Here is a 20,934-nt window from a genome sequence, read left to right on the forward strand (position 1 = left end):
AAACCTTAAAAATTAATCAATTAAAGCGCACTCTCTACTGCTTCAATTTGTTTAGTTAAGCTATCTAAACCACCACCAGAGAGATACCAAAGATCAGCTTGCAGATAAACGATATCTCCATTTTTATAGGCTGAAGTTGTTTTTATAGCATCATCTTCAAATGCGTTTTTTTCTAATTTATCCGCGCCAATCGCTTCGCTACGATCCACAATAAAAATAACATCTGGATTAGCTTTTGCGATCATTTCTGATGTAACTATACGACGTTTACCTTTATCTTCCTCGGCAACAGGTGGTAATTCTGCTCTTTTTGCTTTAACAACATCATAAACAACACTTTGATTATTAGGCATTAAATTGCCAGCATTGTGTAATAACACTAATACTTTTTTATCAGATCCAGTGGCTTTTTTCTGAGCTTGCTCAATAACGGCATTTAATTTAGCTATTTGTTCTTGAGTCGCTTGCTGTTTATCAAATAACTCACCTAATAATTTGATATTCGACTCAACTGAATTAAGATAATTAGCGCTATTAGTACCTAAATTAACAGTAGGTGCAATTTTCGCTAAAGCCTCATAAGAGGCACCTTGTCGACCAGTAATAATGATTAAATCAGGTTTAATTTCAGCTAGTTTTTCTAAGTCAGGTGCTTTCATGCCACCGACATTAGCAACATTACTTGCAATACTTCCTTTAATATAAGCAGGCGCATTACCTAACGGTAACCCGACCACTTTATCGGCTAAACCTAACTGAACTAAAGAATCATAGAGACCAAAATCAAATAGAACCACTTTTGATGGGTTCTTAGCGACCGTTGTTTCACCCAACTGATGTTTAATCACCATCTTGTCACTCTGCTGACTAATAACTTGGTTAGGTTGATATTCAATTGGCGTTTTGCTTAACACAGAGAAGCTCGTTACAGAAAGGATAGATGCGATAACTAAAGGAAGGATCTTCTTCATTAATTTTTGCCCTGTTTAAGTGGAATACTCAAACAGGGCATTCTAAACAGCTCCCTTCACAAGTCAATTGAATAAGAATGATTTTCATTGTTATTTTCAATTATTGTGAATTCGTCATTTATAAAGCTTATTAACTATCTGGTTAATAACTCAATCATTAGAGAAATGGAGCAGCTACTTCTTTAATGCATTAATTAATTCAACTCGCTGATTTTCCATTTGAGTTATCTTACTACAAGCTTGCTGACCAAATTGAGTAAACGCTGCTTCTTGTTGCTTCCACTCCTGATCTATAATCTTTTGGAAACCATCTAAGCTTCCTAATAACCCACCTAATGCTTTTTTACTGTCACCACCAGCAGCCGCTAATAACTGTTTTTTCCCCAATTCATTAATGCTGTCTTGCAACATACCACCTAGGCTGCTTTCTACGATTTCACGGCCTTTGGCTTCAACTTCTTTAATCGCTTGAGCATGAAAGGTGATGTTATTTGGTTCTATACTAACCACTCTATCCATTTGTTGATTAAGATCTTTTTCTAACCTACTTAATCTATTGAGAATATTGCTTTCTTTACCAAAAGCTTCAATTACTACTTTATCAAGTACTTTGCGAGAATCTTGCAGTTTTGCCCCTGTTTCAGTTCTTAACCAAGGTACGTCTCGTCTTACTGTAGCTTGATATTTTTTGGCTAATTCTTGTTGCTGTGGTGTCAATGTGGCGCTTTTTTCATTTTGAAATAATGACCCGTCAGGATAAATTACCATTAAACCATTTGAACCAGCGACTTCAACAAATTCAGAGGTTATGCGTAAATCATCTTTTGGCATTACAGCACAATCAAAACTGGGAGATGCATTGGCAGAGCCTGCAACAAAAAACAGTGCAACAGCAACATTTCTTAAATTCATAACAACTCTCCTGAAAACATGGCTAAAAAATCGAACGCCCAACTTTGTTTGCTAATAATTCAAGTGCTGCACAACCTGCTAATGAGTTACCTGATTTATCCAGCTCTGGTGACCAAACTGCAACGGTAAAAGCATCAGGAACGACAGCAATAATGCCACCTCCAACACCTGATTTTCCTGGGATCCCAATACGAAATGCAAATTCACCGGCACCATCGTACATACCACAAGTTAACATTAACGCATTTATTTGGCGGGTTTGTCTTGGCGTAATAATCTGATTTTTATTCCCAACACTTGCCCCCTGATTAGCTAAATAACTAAAACATCGCACTAATTCAGTACAACTCATTTCTATTGAACAATAGTGAAAATAAGTCTCCAGCACCGTAATAACATCATTCTCAAAATTACCAAAAGATTTCATCAGATAAGCAATTGATGCATTTCGATTAAGATGTTCCATCTCTGATTTTGCAACCACTGAGTTATAACAAATATCAGGAGCATCCGTTAAAAAGCGAATAACTTCTAACATTCTTTGCTTTGGTGCACTTAATCGAGACTGCAACATATCAGTGATAACAATAGCACCTGCATTAATAAAAGGATTCCGAGGTATCCCTTTTTCCATCTCTAATTGTATTAAGGAATTAAAAGGCAGACCTGAAGGCTCTTTTCCTACTCGTTGCCAAATTTCATTTTCTTCATAACGAGTTAAGGCGAGTGTCAAACTAAGTACTTTAGAAATAGATTGAATAGAAAAACGTTTGTCTGCCATACCCGATTGATAGAGTTCACCATCCACCGTATAAACAGCCATAGCAAGCTGTTCTGGCAATACTTGGGCTAACGCGGGGATATAATCCGCGACTTTTCCTTGCCCGATTAATGGGCGAATTTGTTGCAAAATATCTGACAGTAATGCGTTAGATAACGTTGTAGTCACAGTCCCTTCCCCAGACAGACAAGGGCATCCTTTTGGATGCCCTTGTAATTATTTGCTAAATGTATAACTTTCTATCAGTCCCACCAAACATCAAATAGTTCAGAGGTCTGTACATCTTGCATTTTATTCTCTTTTAGGAAGTTTTCGACTAATTGGCGATGCTCTTCTGTACATTTACCAATTTGTTGTAAGCAGATTAGGCCTTCCCAGCTCAGGTAACCACTTGCATCAAATGCCAGCCCGTTTGGCTCAATGACTTTGAGGATCAGTTCATCAACAAAGCGATCCACTTCCTCAATAGGGGTATTTTCTGGGAAAGTCCATTTAACTGAAAAACCTAATTCCTGAAATTCATCGATACGCATTTTTTTGCGTAAACGGCGACTACGTTGTTTAGCCATTATTTTACCCTCTTAAACATAAGATCCCATACACCATGCCCCAAACGATGACCACGCTTCTCAAACTTAGTCACTGGGCGTGTTGCTGGTCGTGGTACATAATCCTGAGTTTCTGACAAATTCTGATAACCTTCAACACTTGTCATCACTTCAAGCATATGTTCTGCATATGGTTCCCAATCTGTCGCCATATGAAAAACACCGTCTAACGTTAATTTTTTTAAAATTAATTCTGCAAAAGGCACTTGAACAATACGGCGTTTATTATGACGCGCTTTGTGCCACGGATCAGGAAAGAATAACTGAACCATTTTTAAGCTATTATCTGGGATCATGTGATTGAGTACTTCAATCGCATCATGACACATGACTCGCAAATTAGTTACTTGTTCTTCTTCAGCACTTGCCAGACAAGCACCCACACCCGGTGCGTGTACTTCAATACCGAAATAATCATTTTCTGGTGTATTTTTTGCCATAGTCACGAGCGATGCGCCCATGCCGAAGCCAATTTCTAAAATTACAGGCGCTTCGCGTCCAAAAACCTGACTGAAGTCGATGGGTTCCGGTTGATATTCAATACCAAAGACAGGCCACTGTGTTTCTAATGCTTGCTCTTGACGAGGCGTTAAACGGCCTTGTCTACGAACAAAACTACGAACGCGTCGTAAGGCACGCCCTTCTTCATTGAATTCCGGAGAAATTACATTTTTGATCATGTCTAATACTGTCAGTCGTTAGGCCAATTATTTACTTAAAACCGTGATAATGTCGCTATAGTGCAACTTAACCGACATTATCCAAAGATCACTAAGTTTAGCAAGAGTCGTTTATAGAAGCATCACTCTATAAGATAAATATTAAGAGTGTTTACAGTTTATTCTCTCTGTGGTGCAATCTTATCTTAATCAGAACATGAGTTAATAAAATAAAACATGATGGAAGCACTGCAATTTTCGCAAGTCGTACTTAATTGGTATCACAAATATGGGCGTAAAACGCTCCCTTGGCAGCAAGAAAAAACGCCTTATCACGTTTGGTTATCTGAGGTAATGTTACAACAAACCCAAGTTGCAACGGTTATTCCTTATTTTGAGCGTTTTATTTCACGCTTTCCTGATGTCGCTACGTTAGCTAAAGCACCATTAGATGAAGTGCTTCATTTATGGACGGGCCTTGGTTATTACGCAAGAGCCAGAAACTTACATAAAGCAGCACAACACATTGTAGATAAACATCAAGGACAGTTTCCTGATACCTTTGAGGACGTTTGTGCTTTACCGGGTGTTGGGCGTTCAACTGCTGGTGCTATTTTATCGTTATCACTGAAAAAACCTTACCCAATCCTTGATGGTAATGTGAAACGTGTTTTAGCTCGTTGTTATGCCGTTGAAGGCTGGCCGGGTAAAAAAGAAGTTGAAAAAAAATTGTGGGAGATCAGCGAAAACGTTACCCCAACTGTAGGTGTCGAGTATTTTAATCAGGCAATGATGGATTTAGGTGCAATGGTTTGTACTAGAAGCAAACCTAAATGTGAACTATGTCCACTAAATACAGGTTGTATCGCTTATGCTCAAAACAATTGGGCGGATTATCCTGGGAAAAAACCTAAAAAAGTTATCCCAGAGAAAATAACTTATTTTCTTATTTTACAATATGATAATCTGGTTTGGTTAGATAAAAGACCGCCAGCAGGAATATGGGGGGGGATTATTTGCCTTTCCTCAATTTGAAACAAAAGCGCTTTTAGAACAGTGGTTAACTGAGCATGGGCTCGATAATAATGAATCAGAACAACTAATTTCATTTAGGCATACTTTTAGCCACTTTCATTTAGATATTGTGCCAATTTGCGTAAAACTCTCAGCGTTTACCTCTATGATGGAGGAGCAAAAAGGACTTTGGTATAACTTACAGGCTCCTGCAAACATAGGGTTAGCAGCACCTGTAGAGAATTTACTTAGACAATTAGCCTAAGCTAATCCCTGCGATATTGAGGATTTATTATGAGCAGAACTATTTTTTGTACTTTCCTAAACAAAGAAGCTGATGGACTTGATTTTCAGTTGTACCCAGGAGAAATTGGAAAGCGCATTTTCAATGAGATATCAAAAGAAGCATGGGCCCAATGGATGGCAAAACAGACCATGCTTATCAATGAGAAAAAACTTAACACCATGAACCCTGATGATCGCAAACTATTAGAACAAGAAATGGTACGATTTTTATTTGAAGGCCATGATGTTCATATTGACGGCTACACTCCGCCTGAAAAATAATATTCACTTTTCCAGAGTCTTTAAGGCTCTGGTATTTTATTCACCATAGCGATTCAATTGACCATGAAAAAAATCCTTCTCTTGCTAATTATCGCCCCACTACTCATTTCATGTAGTAGCCAACCCTCTAAGACATTTGAACCTGATTATGCAAAGGACACCAATGCGTTCGATATTCTTATGGGACAATTTGCCAATAATATCGAAATGATTTGGGGTATGAAGGAAGTTTTAATAGCCGGTCCTAAAGACTACGTAAAATATACTGACGCTTATAAAACCCGTAGTCATATTAACTTTGAAGCGGGTACCATCACGATAGAAACATTAGGTGGTGATGCTCCTCAATTTCAATTACATAAGGCGATTGTCACAACGTTATTGATGGGCGAAGATCCAGGCTCTATCGATCTCTATTCTGATGTCAATAACATCCCTCACAGTACAGAACCTTTTTTATCTGGGCAGGTTCTTGATAATACAGGGCAACCTATACGCTGGGAATGGAGAGCCAATAAGTTTGCTGATTACCTGATTGCTAATAAATTACAAAAACGCCAATCTGGTATAAATACAATTTGGTATGTCACCATTAATCTTGTTCCTAACCACCTTGATAAACGTGCTCATAAATATTTACCGTTAGTTCAACAAGCGGCAGCTAAATATGGTGTTGAGCCTTCGCTTATCCTAGCTATTATGCAAATTGAATCAAGTTTTAACCCATATGCCGTGAGTAGTTCTGATGCTCTAGGTTTAATGCAGATCATGCCAGCAACGGCTGGTCGAGATGTATTCCGTATGCAAGGTAAATCAGGACAACCAAGCCGCAGTTACTTGTTTGATCCTGCTAATAATATCGATGCAGGTGCTGCTTATATTTCAATACTACAAAACAGCTATCTTGGTGATATCAAAGATCCTATTTCCCGCCGCTATGCCGTTATACAGGCTTATAACGGTGGTGCAGGTAGTGTGTTACGGATCTTCCATAACGATAAGAAACAAGCAGCTGCCATGATTAACAACTTAGAACCAACGCAAGTGTATACCACATTACGTAATAAGCACCCTGCCGACCAATCTCGTCGCTATCTTGAGAAGGTCAGTACAGCTCAACGTAACTATCGTTAGTTAATAATTAGTCTAAAAAATAAAGCTTCCTCAATAAGTTTGGGGAAGCTTTTCTATAATTACGATTCGATAGCTCGTCTTATCACATTTCTATCATCATTTGTTATGTATACCACTAAACCTTTTTAACTTCACTTTTGCTCTTTTTTTATGAAAAATAGCGTTTTATTAATCAATAAGTTTAAAAAAACAGCAATCAAACGGTTTTGTGATAAATAACGTTGACGAGCAAAGCGATATCGGGTTTAATACGCCCCGTTGCCCGAATAGCTCAGTCGGTAGAGCAGGGGATTGAAAATCCCCGTGTCCTTGGTTCGATTCCGAGTTCGGGCACCATCTTTCTTTTGTTCGTCAGTGACTTAAATCACTGAGAGGGCAAACAAGAGTGGAAAAATATAATTTGGCACTGTCACTTTATGTTGAAACTCTTAAACTAAACAGTCTTGCTCAAATCAAGGCTGTTTTTTTATTTGTACCTTTTACTTTCTTTCCTAATCACTGTCAAATCTTGATACTCCTCCTGTTATTTTCATCACATCAAACCACCCAACATTGAACACTTGATCTGTCGGTTCTACTCCTACCTTTTGTGCTTCTTTCGCTAATAGCTACTTTCGTGCCATCACGGCTCGCATTTGATAAACCAAGCGCATGATTACTTAGCTTTTCATGTTGAGGTGAGGCAGGCTTTGTTCTGCCAGCAACTGCTAAAATACTCCGAATGCCTGCCATTTCGTTTTGAAGTGTTCTTTTTGAAATACCTTCTTCCTGACGACTTTTGATATGAAGCTCGATATGGATTACGAATACAAGTATGGAAAATTAATCGTTCTGGATGATTAAGATCCACTGTTTGCATCAATAAGTAGTGTTTTAACCCTGCATCAGCACATATTCCTGCGAGATTTGCAGAATAAGTGGATTTACCTTCCCCACCTTTTGTAGAAATAACTGAAATTACCTGCATATAAGCCACCTGAATTAGTTCAGATAACCTACGTTTATTTATGCTTTAAGCTTGAAAATCGCCGTGTCCTTGGTTCGATTCCGAGTTCGAACACCTCTATTTAGAAAAACCAGCCTTAGAGCTAGTTTTTTGCTTTCTGAGGTTTATGTAAAATGAAAACGCCCGACACATATAAGACACTATAATAATAGTGGAAAAATATAAGAAAAAATCAAAAAATATCGAAACATTCTATTATTTTATCAATTTATTAAATTTTAAATATATAAATATCTCTCTCATAACCGATAGCTTTGATAATATACTCTTTAATAACACCACCCTCTAGGAGAGGGTGGTAAACAATCAAAAAACAACTATATAAATTCAAAACAAATAAATATATTTCTTATTTTATTAATGAAAATAAATCATTAAGCGATTCACTCATACTAGGATGGGTAAATATTTGATCTCGTAACACAGTAAATGGTAATTTTGCATCCATTACTATTTTTATAATATTAATTATTTCATGAGACTCAATACATAGTAATGAAGCACCAAGAATATACCGTGTTTTGCGATCAACTATTACTTTCAATATACCGCGAGTATCATTCATAACTCTAGCTCTTGGGATCGCAGCAACAGGCAAAGTAGCAATCTCAATTTCAGCGCCACTTGCCACAGCTTGTTCTTCTGTCATTCCTATACGTGATAATGGTGGTGTCATAAAAACAGAATAAGGGATATTTTGCCGTAGATCTGTACTACGTTTGCCATCACCTAATAATTCATCTTTCACTATACGAAAATCATCCAACGATATATAAGTAAATTGAGGTCCACCAGTAACATCCCCCATTGCCCAGATATTATCTACTGTAGTATGCAAATGTTTATCAACAATTATAGCGCCATTCTCATTTACAGCTACACCCGCATTTTGTAACTGTAATTGTTCTATTGCAGGTTTACGACCAGAAGCAACCAACAATATATCAACATCCTGTGAACCATGAGTCATGTGAACCTGAATTTTATCATCCTTTCGATTTATGCTATTCACATTAGCATTGAGAATAATATCGACTCCTTGTTCACTCAAAATATTGGCAATAGCATCCGCAATGTCTCGATCTTCTCTAGGTAGAAATAATGGGGCTGCTTCAAATATTGTCACCTTGCTACCAAAGTTAGCAAACATAGATGCAAATTCTACTCCAATATACCCGCCACCAAGGATACCTAAGTGTGTTGGTAAAAAGTCCAAATCAAGTATTCCCGTACTATCATATACCCCAGGAGTTGTGGTTAATCCAGAAATAGGCGGTAACACTGTTTGTGCTCCTGTATTAATGAATATCTTCTCACCCACTATTTTCAACTCACCATTAGACTGATGTATAAGTATCGTATTGCTATCAACAAACTCAGCACGACCGTCAATAACATCAATGTTATCCATATCAGCAAGATTGTGAAAATTTTTATTACGTAAAAACTTAACAACATCAGTTTTACGTTGCATTGCGGAAGAAAAATCTTTATGTAATTGCGCTTCATGTACTAATGTTTTAGTTGGAATACAGCCGATATTAATACAAGTACCTCCATACATACTCTTTGACTGTTCAATAATAGCAACGCGCCATCCAGCTTTAGCCAATGTGGTAGCCAGCGTTTTACCCGCTTTTCCAAAACCAATAATTACTGCCTGATATTTATTCATATTAATTCCACCTATCAGTAAATATTTATTTAATTTACTCTATGATAGTTGAACAAGAAGAAATACGAATTTTCCATAAAATGACTATTTTTGTCTTAGAGTCTAAAATATCGAAGTCAACATAAAAAGTACTGAAAAAATAGTAATTTCAATATTATGATAATGAAAAATCAAAATACAATGAAGAAGATATAACATCATATCCTATATGATATTCGGGAGCTTTATATGGATACGCTTAGCCGTTTGCTAATTCTGAATATACTAGAAGGAGCAATCGATAAAAATTGCCTTTTAGGTGATAGCTGGAAAATTCATCATACAACAGGGGAATTTTCAGTGGTTCGCTGGCATACTGTCACTCAAGGTGCCGCAAAAATAGAAACACCGACAGGCCAAACATTTACCTTAAGACCGGGAAGGATTGTATTATTACCTCATAATTCCGCTCATTGCTTAAATCAATTAGAAGATGAGCCAACACACATTATTTGTGGCAGTCTACGATTACAATATTCAGCACGTCATTTTTTAACCACATTGCCTGAAGTGCTATATCTAGCTCCATCAAATAATAGCTTAGAGTTCTATTGGCTTAAGGAAGTTATCTGTTTTTTACAACAAGAATCTGATACGGGTATGTTAGGGTCCGATGCATTGTGTAGCCAGCAATGTTCTACATTATTCACACTTGCAATTCGTAATTGGCTAACTCAAGTTACTACTGAGAAGAATCTACTCAATTTGCTATTACATCCTCGACTGGGTCTAGTTATTTCACAAATGATGGAAAATCCATCACACCCATGGACAATTAAAGAGCTAGCTCAACAGAGCTATATGTCACGAGCTAGTTTTGCACAACTCTTTCGTAAAATATCTAACACTACACCGATGTCTGTATTAACAATGTTACGACTACAAATAGCTGCACAAACTTTATCTCGTGAAACATTACCAATAGTGGTGATAGCTGAATCAGTAGGTTATGCCAATGAATCATCATTTCATAAGGCTTTTGTACGTGAATTTAACTGTACTCCTGGCGAATATCGTAAAAAAATAAAATTACTTGGGACTGAATAAACACAATAAAATATAAAAATACTTTATGTGCTTTGCCTTATAAAATGTTGAATAAAAGATAATGCTTCACTATTATTTATAGAACTCTATTTCACTCTATATAAATAGCAATCCCAATTAATCGTTAATTAATTGGGATTATTATTTAAATAAAAAATCGATATATTTATTGCATATACTCTATATTAATTTTTTTGATAATTAATAAACCTTTTTTCCTCCAACCCAAATATCCGTAATGTTAATTCGCTGAGTATTATAAATAAGCTTTTGTAAAATATCATGGCTAGAGTCTTCTTCACGAATAAGAATATCAGAACTCGTTACATTGGTATCAATAACCATTGCATCAAATAAATATCCTTCTCTCAATTGGCCAATAGGCAAATCAAGCACTTCACCACCACCACCTGTTGCTAACCAAAAAGCTTCTTTAAATGTAATTTCAGAACCAGAACATCCTCGTTGTTCTGCTGATAATTGTGAATTAACACCATCATTAAGCGCCTTACTTGCTGTAATTGAATGACGACAAGCATCAAAAATTGAAGGGCTATGTCCCGCAGCTATATCACTTCCTAATCCAACATGAACATGTCGATTAAGTGCCTTACGCAAAGGAAAAACACAATTCGCAAAATAGAAATTAGATAAAGGACAATGTGCGATCCCTGCTGATTTAGATTTAATGATATTGATATCATCATCAGAAATTAAATTACTATGTGCTAAAATAGTTTTACGAGTCATTAAGCCAAAATTATTTAAAGCTTGAGCATCTGTTACACCATACCGCTCTAATACATAATTATGTTCCCAATCACTTTCCGAACAATGTGTCTGAACATGACAATGTGTTTCTTGTGCAAGTTCTCCTAATCCTTTGAGTAACTCTGTTGTACAACTAGGTATAAAACGAGGAGTAATAACAGGTAATATTTGATTATTCTCATTACCCGATAATTTTTTTATATCCTCAATAAATAGATGTGTTTCTTCAATTGCACTTTTAGCTGATTTATCACGATAATAATCTGGGCAAGAATTAGGATCATCCATAGCCACTTTACCAATTAAAGCTCGTTGCCCAAGAGAAAGGCAGATCCGCCCTAATTCTACACTCGACTCTCTGTGAATAGTCGCAAAATAAACAGCTGTTGTTGTTCCATTTTCTAATAATGTTTGCACTAGATGCTGATAAGTTTTACGGGTAAATTCTAAATCTGAATAACGAGCTTCAAGTGGAAAAGTATATTCTTGTAACCATTGATCCAGAGGAAGATCTAATGCTTTACCAAGGTTAGGCCATTGTGGTGCATGCACATGTAAATCAATAAAACCAGGTAATAGATATTGATCAGATTTAAGTTCGTGAAGAATATTATTATTTTTAGCCCAAGATAGAAGAGGCAAATAATCTTCTTCATTAGAATGATAAATTTTTGCAATAAAACCTAATTTATCAATACAAATAAGAGAATGTTCAATAAAATGCAACTCGTCTGCAGAAGATGAAGTAAAAGCTTTTGCTTTAATTACTTTCTCATAGTCTCTAAATATAATATTTTGAACCATTACGTTCTCCTCAAAATATATAATACCATCCTTACTTTCTCTTTTTTAAACTAGAGAAAAACCTAATACCCATCATCGCTATTAATTATAAATATAAAAAAACAAAAGTTGGATCGAAACCCAACTTTTGGGAAAAAAATAGAGATAATAATAGAGATAATAATAATAAAAATAGTCACCTGCCATAACAGCAGTGTACAAAAAACAATTAAATCTCTTACAATTAAGATGAAATTTAGAATTATTATTCTAAATAGAAATCATTTTATCACAGTATATTACCAACCAATGGCAATACCACCACCAAATACTGCACTATCTGAGCTATTCCATGATGTAGATGCTCTCACATGTGTATTTTCATTTAATTTATACTGCATGCCTACAGCAATAGCATTCCCATTTCTATAATTACCAAGCCCAGCACCAACACTAAATTTTTGATAATTTACATAAGGAATATTAGTCATTGCGGCAACAGATGCAATTCCCGCATTAGCTTTCTTTGCATTCTCGTCGATTTTGTCATTCAACTGTTGAAATGATGAATTTATTCTATTATCAATTTGGTTAAATTTTGCATCTGTATAGTCATTTGCATTTCTTTCAGCGTTGTTAGCCGCCTTTTGCCCTAATTGCACAACTTCCTTCATGCGTTGGTTAATAACTTTATTATTATTTGTGATTTCTAGTGCTGTATGATCTTTCAGTTGTTTTACATTTACAGCATCAGTATCCATTGTACCTGCTTTAACTTTCGTTAATTGTCTTGTTATGTTTTCATTTCCGAAAGAAACAGAATCTTCTCTATCAGTAGTACTTGCATGACCAATAGAAACACTTCCCATATGCATAGCCTGACTATCAGATCCAATAGAGATAGCACCTTCCATATCAGAATGGGCACCTGCACCAATAGCAATGGAATCTTTGGCCTTTTGATGATGTAGAATTCCCTAAAGCGACACTGTTTTCTCCTGTCGCCTTTGCAACAGCACCAACAGCCGTAGAATTTTCTGCCGACTCGCTCGCTGCACCATTAGCTAAACTTGAATGACCTGAAGCTTTACTAAATGAACCAATGGCAACAGAATTATGACCATTAACTGATGAATTAGCACCTATTGCAGACGATGAATTTCCTGTTGCACTCGCCGATACACCAATAGCAGTAGCATAATCACTGTCTGCTTTACTACGATCACCTGCATTATATGTTGCATCTGCGGCATAGCTATTTGCTACGCAAGAAGTAAAAATTAAAGAAGCGATTAATGTTTTCTTCATGATCACAAACCCATAATATATAAATGTAAATGAAAATAAAAAATGACTAGAACAATAAGGTGGCAGATTTTATTTTTTCAATAAAATCCTGTCAATAATTTAACTTAAAAATATATTAAATGTTTTTAATTTATATTTAACTATTTGTTTTTATTAAATCGTATATTGTCTATTTAATTTCCCTAACAAAAATACCAACACAAATAATCACGCGATAAACTAACATCATAATTATTAAGTTTGAGTGTATAAAATATAATTATTCATTTAATTAGAATAATTTTATATTTAATACATCTATTAACAAATAGTTAAGTGACGTTTTAAATCATATTTAAGTAAAACGATACCAGCACCAATGAGAAGAATATCTTTTATAATAAAACTATCAACTTTTCCTAACTGGGGTAATAAACTAAGAGTAATAACGCCAATACCAATAACGATGATATCTCCCATCATACCAATCACAGGTTTATAAAAGCCTGCAATTAAAGCGAGAAAAGTGAGGTTTTCTACTATACCAAGGAAATAGCTTCCTCCATACACACCAAATAAAGTATATAAAATATTCAACCAAGATTTAGATATAAGAGGTTCTAATGCCATTACCTCAAAATCAAACCATTTATAAGTACCAAATAACATGAGTATGCCAATGACGGATAATCGAAGAAAAACGATATCGTAATCTGAATTAATAAAACGTTTAATAAGATTTTTCATTAGAACCTCTAAAAATGATAATAATGATGAGATAACGATAAATCTATTGCTTTGAATCAAGCATCGTAAGTAATACTTTTACTGTTTCAAAATAAGCATTATGCGGAGGTATTCGATTAAGCATTAATGCTCCTTTCAATGAAGAACAAACAATTACAGCTAGCTCATTAGCCGCAGAAAAAAGCCGAATATCACCATTCTCTTGACCAAAAATTAAAATATTCTTCAATATATTTAATTCAAAATCAGCCAATAAATTAACGGCTTCTTGCAACTCTAACGGGAATTGATGGCTATCAGATAACATCGCATAGACACCACACATTTCTCCTTTCTTTGCACAATCAGAGAAAGCATTTAAATACGTTTTTAATCGTTGTAATCCAGAGGGTATATTATATAAAGATCCTTCAAGTCGGATAAATCCCTCTTTTTTATATTGACAATATGCTAATCCTAAATCTATTTTGCTCGGAAAATAATGATGTATGCTTGCTTTCCTAATACCTATTCTCTTCTCTAGATCAGCATAACTAAACCCTAAAAAACCGCGTTGTTGAATAAGTATATTCGCCTGATGCAATATCTTATCATATGTTGTCATTAATAATCCTTGTTTTATAGGTATAATGCGATTACATAAGAATATTATTCTTCTATCATTATAGAAATAAAGCCATATCATCAAATCAATTCTATTTTAGAGAGATTTCAAAAAGTTAATTACTCCAAATTCTTTCTATAAAAAATAATATAACCTAAGTTTAAAGAAAAAATTTACCTACCAGAAGGTAGGCTGTCAATAAAAAATAAATCACATTCATTAAAAAAACAAAATCAGTTTAAAAAAATGAAGACAAAAAGTAAAAAAACAAAAAAAATAAAAAACAAATCAAATAAAAACAACACAATAAAAAAAATCCCAAGAAAACAAAAAAGTTAAACAGATACACAGAATTAACAGATACTTAACAAATAGCGATGTGCATTTTTTTATTTCATAGAAAAATTAAATTTATATTAAAGAAATATTAAATCGTAAAATTTTCCATTTTTATTTTTTTTATAGAATCGCGGAAAAGTTATTATCAAAATCTATCAATCAAACATATTTCATGGAAAAAAAATGAATAGAAATAATTCATTAGATATTCTTGGTCATATTGTATGGTTATGGGCAAGCTCCCCTTTACATAGAAATTGGCCTGTATCTTTATTCGCAATAAATGTATTACCCGCAATACAAGCTAACCAATATGCTTTATTAACTCGAGATGGTTTCCCTGTCGCATATTGTAGCTGGGCTAATTTAAATTTAGAAAATGAAGTTAAATATCTAAATGATGTGACTTCTTTAATTGCAGAGGACTGGACTTCTGGTGATCGTAAATGGTTCATTGATTGGATAGCCCCTTTTGGGGATAACGGAGCACTATATAAATATATGCGAAAAAACTTTCCTAATGAATTATTTAGGGCAATCAGAGTAGATCCTGAAACTCAGATTGGTAAAGTGTCAGAATTTCACGGAGGTAAAATAGATAAACAATTGGCAAATAAAATATTTAAACAATATCACCATGAATTAATAACTGAAGTTAAAAACTATCCCGACTTTAAATTTTCATTGATAAGTTAAAGGTAAATTATAATGCCAACAATAACAACCACTCAAATTAAAACATCGCTTCAATCAGCTAAACAATCAGCGACGAAAAAATTACAGTCCGCAGGACAATCAACAAAAAACGCGTTAAAAAAAGCAGCAGGTCAAGCACGCAAAGCTGGTGATAAGCTTATTTTATTGATACCTAAAGATTATCAAGGACAAGGTTCAAGTCTGAATGATCTAGTTAAAGCCGCTGATGAACTTGGTATTGAAGTTCAGTATGAAGAAAAAGACAGTACAGAGATAGCCAAACAATTTTTTGGAACAGGCGAAAAATTACTTGGATTAACAGAACGAGGAGTCGCTATATTTGCACCACAATTAGATAAATTGTTGCAGAAATATCCAAACGTAGGTAATAAACTTGGTGGAAGCGCAGAAAATCTAGGAAGTCACTTAGGTAAAGTTGGCGGGATTTTTTCAACCCTTCAAAACTTTTTAGGGACTGCACTTTCGTCAATGCAAATAAATGAGTTAATAAAAAAACAAAGAAATGGTGAAGATGTCAGCTCAACAGAACTAGCAAAAGCAAGTATCGATCTCATTAATCAACTCATAGATACAGCCTCAAGTATCAATAATAATATTGATGCTTTTTCACAACAATTGAATAACTTAGGTAGTGTTCTGTCTAATACAAAACACCTAAGTGGTGTTGGTAATAAATTACAAAATTTACCTGATCTTGGTAAGTTAGGTACAGGATTAGATACCGTTTCAGGTATTTTATCCGCTATTTCAGCAAGTTTTATTTTAAGTAATGCAGATGCAGATGCGGGTACCAAAGCTGCTGCTGGTGTTGAATTGACAACCAAAATATTAGGTAATGTAGGTAAAGCTGTTTCTCAATATATCCTCGCACAACGTGTTGCTCAAGGATTATCAACTACAGCAGCAAGTGCAGGTTTAATTGCTTCAGCGGTTTCACTCGCAATTAGTCCATTATCATTCTTAGCTATTTCTGATCAATTTAAGCGAGCAAACCAAATTGAAGAATATGCTCAACGCTTTAAGAAACTTGGTTATGAAGGTGATAGCTTACTTGCTGCATTCCGTAAAGAAACCGGCGCTATTGATGCAGCATTAACAACTATTAGCACAGTATTGAATTCTGTATCTGCTGGTGTTAGTGCAGCGACAACAGCAAGCCTTGTTGGCGCACCAATAAGTGCATTAGTCGGTGCTGTATCAGGTATTATTACTGGTATTTTAGAAGCGTCAAAACAATCTATGTTTGAACATGTTGCAAACAAAATGGCTAATACCATTGCAGAATGGGAGAAAAAACATGGTAAAAACTATTTTGAAAATGGATATGATGCCCGCCACTCTGCATTCTTAGAAGATAACTTCGAATTATTATCTAAATACAGTAAAGAACATTCTACTGAATTATCCATTCTTATCACACAACAACATTGGGATGACCTCATTGGTGAATTAGCAGGTGTCACTAAAAATGGAGCAAGAGTATTTAGTGGCAAAGCTTATGTTGATTACTACAAAGAAGGTAAACATCTAGAAAAAAAATCTGATGAATTTGAGAAAAAGATATTTGATCCATTAAAAGGAAATATAGATCTATCTGATATTAAGGATTCATCATTACTTAAATTTGTCACTCCCCTATTAACACCTGGCGAAGAAATTCGTCACAGAAAACAATCAGGCAAATATCAATATATAACAGAACTGTTAGTCAATGATGTTGATAGATGGACAGTAAAAGGAGTCCAAAATAAAAATGCTGTATATGACTACTCTAACTTAATCCAGCATGCAGGTATTGGAAATAACAAATATAGAGAAATTCGTATTGAATCAAAATTAGGTAATGGAGATGACAAAGTTTTCTTAGCTGCAGGTTCTGCCGATGTTTTTGCAGGTAACGGTCACGATACTGTTTATTATGATAAAACAGACACTGGCTATTTAACTATTGATGGCACAAAAGCAACTGAAGCAGGTCACTATACCGTTACGAGACTGCTGGGTGGTGACGTTAAGATCTTACAAGAAACAGTTAAGGAACAAGAAGTTTCAGTTGGAAAAAGAACTGAAAAAACACAATATCGCCATTATGAATTTAAACACATTTATTCTCAAGATTTAAAAGCAGTAGATAATTTGCATTCGGTGGAAGAGATTATTGGTAGTGACCGCAACGATACTTTCCTCGGTAGTAAATTCAATGATATTTTCCATGGCACCAAAGGTAATGACACAATTGAAGGCAATGACGGTCACGATCGTTTATATGGTGATGATGGCGATGATACTTTGAGAGGTGGGCACGGTAATGACCGATTATATGGCGGTAATGGCAATGACAAATTAATAGGAGGCTCCGGTAATAATTACCTAAGTGGCGGAGATGGTGACGATGAGTTACAAGTACAAGGTAATAAGACAAATTACAATATACTACTAGGGGGTAAAGGTAACGATAAATTATACGGTAGTGAAAGCGTTGATCTACTTGATGGCGGAGAAGGTGATGACATTCTAAAAGGTGGCAATGGCGATGATATCTACCGCTACTTTGCTGAATATGGCCATCATATCATCGAAGATGAAGGTGGAAATAACGATAAACTTGGCTTACTAAACATTGACTTCAAGAATGTTGTATTTAAACAAGAAGGCGATGACCTAGTGATGTATAAAGCGGAAAATAATGCCATTTCAATTGGTAATAAAAATGGTATTACATTTAAAAATTGGTTCAAAAAAGACCAAAAAGGTGCTTATAACTATAAAATAGAGCAACTCTTTGATAAAGATGGTCGGGTCATTACAGCGGAATCTCTTGAAAATGCGTTAAAAGACCAAAGCAAGAATCGCCTTAATTATGTAAATGGGTATAATGCATTAAGCCGTTATGCAGATAAAAATAACCTAAATCCATTAAATAATGAGATTAATAAAATTATTTTATCTGCTGGTAATTTTGATACCAATAAAGAAAAACCTGCAGCTGCTTCGTTACTAGTGTCTTCTAATAATGGAATAAATATTGCTAGTAACGCAATAAATTTAGCTCCTTCTGTAGCATAATATTTTAATTTTTAATAGCAATCTTATAAGACTATGTCAAATAGGATTGCTATTTTTTTGGAGTCACTATGGATTTTAATAATCAAAATGATTATGGGCTATATGCATTAGAAATATTAGCCCAATACCATAACATTGCTATTAATCCTGAAGAAATTAGACATAAATTTGATATTAATGGAAAAGGATTAGATTTAACGTCATGGCTACTTGCAGCAAAATCACTGGAATTAAAAGCAAAGCCAGTAAAAAAAACAATAGACAGATTAGAATTTATTTATCTTCCAGCATTAATTTGGCGTGAAGATGGAAAGCATTTTATTTTAACTAAAGTAAGTAAAGACTCAAATCGTTATTTAATTTATGATTTAGAACAGAGAAACCCAAGAGTTCTTACTCAGGATGAGTTTTGCGAATTATATCAAGATAAAGTTATTTTAATTACCTCAAGAGCCTCTGTCATAGGTAAATTAGCAAAGTTTGATTTTACTTGGTTTATTCCTGCTGTTATTAAATATAGAAAAATATTTATTGAAACATTAATCGTTTCTGTATTTTTACAATTATTTGCTTTAATTACCCCACTTTTTTTTCAAGTGGTTATGGATAAAGTTTTAGTACACAGAGGCTTCTCAACACTCAATATTATTACTATTGCATTAGCTGTCGTAGTCATATTTGAAATTACATTAAGTGGCTTACGTACTTATATTTTTGCGCATAGTACAAGTCGTATAGATGTTGAACTTGGTGCAAAACTTTTTCGACATTTATTAGCACTACCTATTTCTTATTTTGAAAGTCGTCGTGTAGGTGATACTGTTGCTCGAGTAAGAGAATTAGATCAAATTCGTAATTTTCTAACTGGCCAAGCATTAACCTCCATTTTAGATTTATTATTTTCATTTATATTCTTTGCTGTAATGTGGTATTACAGTCCAAAATTAACATTAGTGATTTTATTTTCATTACCTTGTTATGCTGCCTGGTCTATTTTTATTAGTCCAATTTTACGCCGTCGTTTAGATGATAAATTTGCTCGTAATGCAGATAATCAATCTTTTCTAGTTGAGTCTGTAACAGCAATTAACACAATAAAAGCCATGGCTGTTTCACCTCAAATGACAAATATATGGGATAAACAATTAGCGGGTTATGTTGCAGCTGGATTTAAAGTAACGGTATTAGCAACTATAGGCCAACAAGGGATCCAATTAATACAAAAAGCCGTTATGATTATTAATCTTTGGCTAGGTGCACATTTGGTTATTTCTGGTGATTTAAGTATTGGTCAATTAATTGCTTTTAATATGCTAGCAGGGCAAATTGTTGCACCAGTGATCCGTCTCGCTCAACTTTGGCAAGACTTTCAGCAAGTCGGTATTTCTGTAACTCGCTTAGGTGATGTACTTAATTATCCTACTGAAAGTTATCAAGGAAAATTAGCATTACCAGAAATTAATGGCGATATCTCGTTTCGTAATATTCGATTTCGTTATAAACCTGACGCACCAATTATTTTAAATAATATTAACTTAGATATTAAACAAGGCGAAGTCATCGGTATTGTGGGACGTTCAGGTTCAGGAAAAAGTACATTAACTAAACTAATTCAACGTTTTTATATTCCTGAAAATGGCCAAGTACTTATTGATGGACATGATCTTGCACTAGCCGATCCCAACTGGTTACGTCGTCAAGTTGGTGTTGTATTACAAGATAATGTACTACTTAACCGTAGTATTATTGATAATATTGCGTTGGCAGATCCAGGTATGCCAGTAGAAAAAGTTATTTATGCTGCAAAATTAGCCGGTGCTCATGATTTCATTTCAGAATTACGTGAAGGTTATAACACAATTGTTGGTGAACAAGGTGCGGGATTATCTGGTGGGCAACGCCAGCGAATCGCTATTGCGAGAGCGTTAGTCAACAATCCCAAGATTTTAATTTTTGATGAAGCAACCAGTGCTTTAGATTATGAATCTGAGCATGTCATTATGCGTAATATGCACAAAATTTGCCAAGGTAGAACTGTCATTATTATTGCTCATCGTTTATCTACAGTAAAAAACGCGGATCGTATTATAGTCATGGAAAAAGGACAAATTATCGAACAAGGCAAACACAAGGAACTTCTCTCTGATCCTGAAAGCCTATATCACTATTTACATCAATTACAATCAGATTAATAAAAAGAGAAGAAT

The 20,934-nt window shown here is 34.8% G+C and carries 17 protein-coding genes, 1 tRNA gene and 3 pseudogenes; 8 read left to right on the forward strand and 13 right to left on the reverse strand.

The features are described 5' to 3' along the window. Nucleotides 1–20: 20 nt before the first annotated feature. The 5 genes from CUB63_RS16340 to trmB form a co-directional block, all read right to left on the reverse strand. Nucleotides 21–971 carry a siderophore ABC transporter substrate-binding protein gene (locus CUB63_RS16340; RefSeq protein WP_109848517.1) on the reverse strand — a complete coding sequence of 317 codons (951 nt, stop codon included), beginning with the start codon at nucleotides 969–971 and terminating at the stop codon, nucleotides 21–23. 174 nt (nucleotides 972–1,145) lie between these two features. Then, entirely contained in the window at nucleotides 1,146–1,883 is a 738-nt protein-coding gene (locus CUB63_RS16345; protein ID WP_006534833.1) for a DUF2884 family protein, read from the reverse strand. A gap of 22 nt (nucleotides 1,884–1,905) precedes the next feature. Continuing rightward, nucleotides 1,906–2,832, reverse strand: a complete 927-nt coding sequence (gene glsB / locus CUB63_RS16350; RefSeq protein ID WP_072063548.1) for a glutaminase B — start codon at nucleotides 2,830–2,832, stop codon at nucleotides 1,906–1,908. A gap of 74 nt (nucleotides 2,833–2,906) precedes the next feature. Next, nucleotides 2,907–3,233: a YggL family protein gene (locus CUB63_RS16355; protein ID WP_006534836.1), complete on the reverse strand. Its 327-nt coding sequence runs from the start codon at nucleotides 3,231–3,233 to the stop codon at nucleotides 2,907–2,909. Continuing rightward, nucleotides 3,233–3,952: a tRNA (guanosine(46)-N7)-methyltransferase TrmB gene (gene trmB, locus CUB63_RS16360; RefSeq protein WP_006534837.1), complete on the reverse strand. Its 720-nt coding sequence runs from the start codon at nucleotides 3,950–3,952 to the stop codon at nucleotides 3,233–3,235. The genes CUB63_RS16355 and trmB overlap by 1 nt, the downstream gene beginning before the upstream one ends. 216 nt (nucleotides 3,953–4,168) lie before the next feature. Here trmB and mutY point away from each other — a divergent pair. The 4 genes and pseudogenes from mutY (at nucleotide 4,169) to CUB63_RS16380 (ending at nucleotide 6,982) form a co-directional block, all read left to right on the forward strand. After that, nucleotides 4,169–5,210 (forward strand): annotated as a pseudogene (mutY, locus tag CUB63_RS16365) (A/G-specific adenine glycosylase). Nucleotides 5,211–5,239: 29 nt separating this feature from the next. Further along, nucleotides 5,240–5,512 carry an oxidative damage protection protein gene (locus CUB63_RS16370; RefSeq protein WP_006534840.1) on the forward strand — a complete coding sequence of 91 codons (273 nt, stop codon included), beginning with the start codon at nucleotides 5,240–5,242 and terminating at the stop codon, nucleotides 5,510–5,512. 63 nt (nucleotides 5,513–5,575) lie between these two features. Next, the gene (gene mltC / locus CUB63_RS16375) at nucleotides 5,576–6,646 is read left to right on the forward strand and encodes a membrane-bound lytic murein transglycosylase MltC (RefSeq protein WP_006534841.1); all 1,071 of its coding nucleotides are present in this window, start codon (nucleotides 5,576–5,578) and stop codon (nucleotides 6,644–6,646) included. A gap of 260 nt (nucleotides 6,647–6,906) precedes the next feature. Further along, nucleotides 6,907–6,982, forward strand: a tRNA-Phe gene (locus tag CUB63_RS16380). Between the two features lie 261 nt (nucleotides 6,983–7,243). On the opposite strand, the pseudogene CUB63_RS16385 reads toward CUB63_RS16380, so the two are convergent. The 3 genes and pseudogenes from CUB63_RS16385 to rclA form a co-directional block, all read right to left on the reverse strand. After that, nucleotides 7,244–7,444 (reverse strand): annotated as a pseudogene (locus CUB63_RS16385) (phage integrase N-terminal domain-containing protein); the annotation flags it as partial. Nucleotides 7,445–7,517: 73 nt separating this feature from the next. After that, nucleotides 7,518–7,613, reverse strand: a pseudogene (locus CUB63_RS18020) (ParA family protein); the annotation flags it as partial. A gap of 388 nt (nucleotides 7,614–8,001) precedes the next feature. Continuing rightward, entirely contained in the window at nucleotides 8,002–9,327 is a 1,326-nt protein-coding gene (rclA, locus tag CUB63_RS16395) for a reactive chlorine resistance oxidoreductase RclA (RefSeq protein WP_109848519.1), read from the reverse strand. A 228-nt stretch (nucleotides 9,328–9,555) separates the two neighbouring features. Between rclA and rclR the strand changes: the two genes are divergently transcribed. Then, a complete protein-coding gene (gene rclR, locus CUB63_RS16400; protein WP_109848520.1) occupies nucleotides 9,556–10,413 on the forward strand; it encodes a reactive chlorine-specific transcriptional regulator RclR in 858 nt (285 codons plus the stop codon). 201 nt (nucleotides 10,414–10,614) lie between these two features. Here the strand turns inward: rclR and guaD are convergent, their stop codons facing one another. The 5 genes from guaD to CUB63_RS16425 form a co-directional block, all read right to left on the reverse strand. Next, nucleotides 10,615–11,988, reverse strand: coding sequence for a guanine deaminase (gene guaD / locus CUB63_RS16405; protein WP_109848521.1), 1,374 nt, complete (start codon nucleotides 11,986–11,988; stop codon nucleotides 10,615–10,617). A 278-nt stretch (nucleotides 11,989–12,266) separates the two neighbouring features. Then, nucleotides 12,267–12,881 carry a YadA-like family protein gene (locus CUB63_RS16410; RefSeq protein WP_232240053.1) on the reverse strand — a complete coding sequence of 205 codons (615 nt, stop codon included), beginning with the start codon at nucleotides 12,879–12,881 and terminating at the stop codon, nucleotides 12,267–12,269. Between the two features lies 1 nt (nucleotide 12,882). Then, on the reverse strand, nucleotides 12,883–13,275 hold the full coding sequence (locus tag CUB63_RS16415; protein WP_109848522.1) for a hypothetical protein: 393 nt from the start codon (nucleotides 13,273–13,275) through the stop codon (nucleotides 12,883–12,885). 300 nt (nucleotides 13,276–13,575) lie between these two features. Continuing rightward, nucleotides 13,576–14,001: a DUF417 family protein gene (locus CUB63_RS16420; RefSeq protein ID WP_006534854.1), complete on the reverse strand. Its 426-nt coding sequence runs from the start codon at nucleotides 13,999–14,001 to the stop codon at nucleotides 13,576–13,578. Nucleotides 14,002–14,044: 43 nt separating this feature from the next. After that, nucleotides 14,045–14,605 (reverse strand): TetR/AcrR family transcriptional regulator, encoded by a 561-nt coding sequence (locus CUB63_RS16425; protein WP_109848523.1) that lies wholly within the window; start codon nucleotides 14,603–14,605, stop codon nucleotides 14,045–14,047. A gap of 522 nt (nucleotides 14,606–15,127) precedes the next feature. Here CUB63_RS16425 and CUB63_RS16430 point away from each other — a divergent pair. From CUB63_RS16430 to CUB63_RS16440, 3 genes are all read left to right on the forward strand, one after another. Next, a complete protein-coding gene (locus CUB63_RS16430; RefSeq protein ID WP_006534857.1) occupies nucleotides 15,128–15,640 on the forward strand; it encodes a toxin-activating lysine-acyltransferase in 513 nt (170 codons plus the stop codon). Nucleotides 15,641–15,652: 12 nt separating this feature from the next. Continuing rightward, the gene (locus CUB63_RS16435; RefSeq protein WP_109848524.1) at nucleotides 15,653–18,727 is read left to right on the forward strand and encodes an RTX family hemolysin; all 3,075 of its coding nucleotides are present in this window, start codon (nucleotides 15,653–15,655) and stop codon (nucleotides 18,725–18,727) included. Nucleotides 18,728–18,795: 68 nt separating this feature from the next. After that, complete coding sequence (locus CUB63_RS16440) at nucleotides 18,796–20,919, forward strand: type I secretion system permease/ATPase (protein ID WP_109848525.1); 2,124 nt, start codon at nucleotides 18,796–18,798, stop codon at nucleotides 20,917–20,919. The last annotated feature ends 15 nt before the right edge of the window (nucleotides 20,920–20,934 follow it).

This window comes from Proteus penneri, assembly GCF_003144535.1.
In the GTDB taxonomy this organism is placed as follows: Bacteria; Pseudomonadota; Gammaproteobacteria; order Enterobacterales; family Enterobacteriaceae; genus Proteus; species Proteus penneri.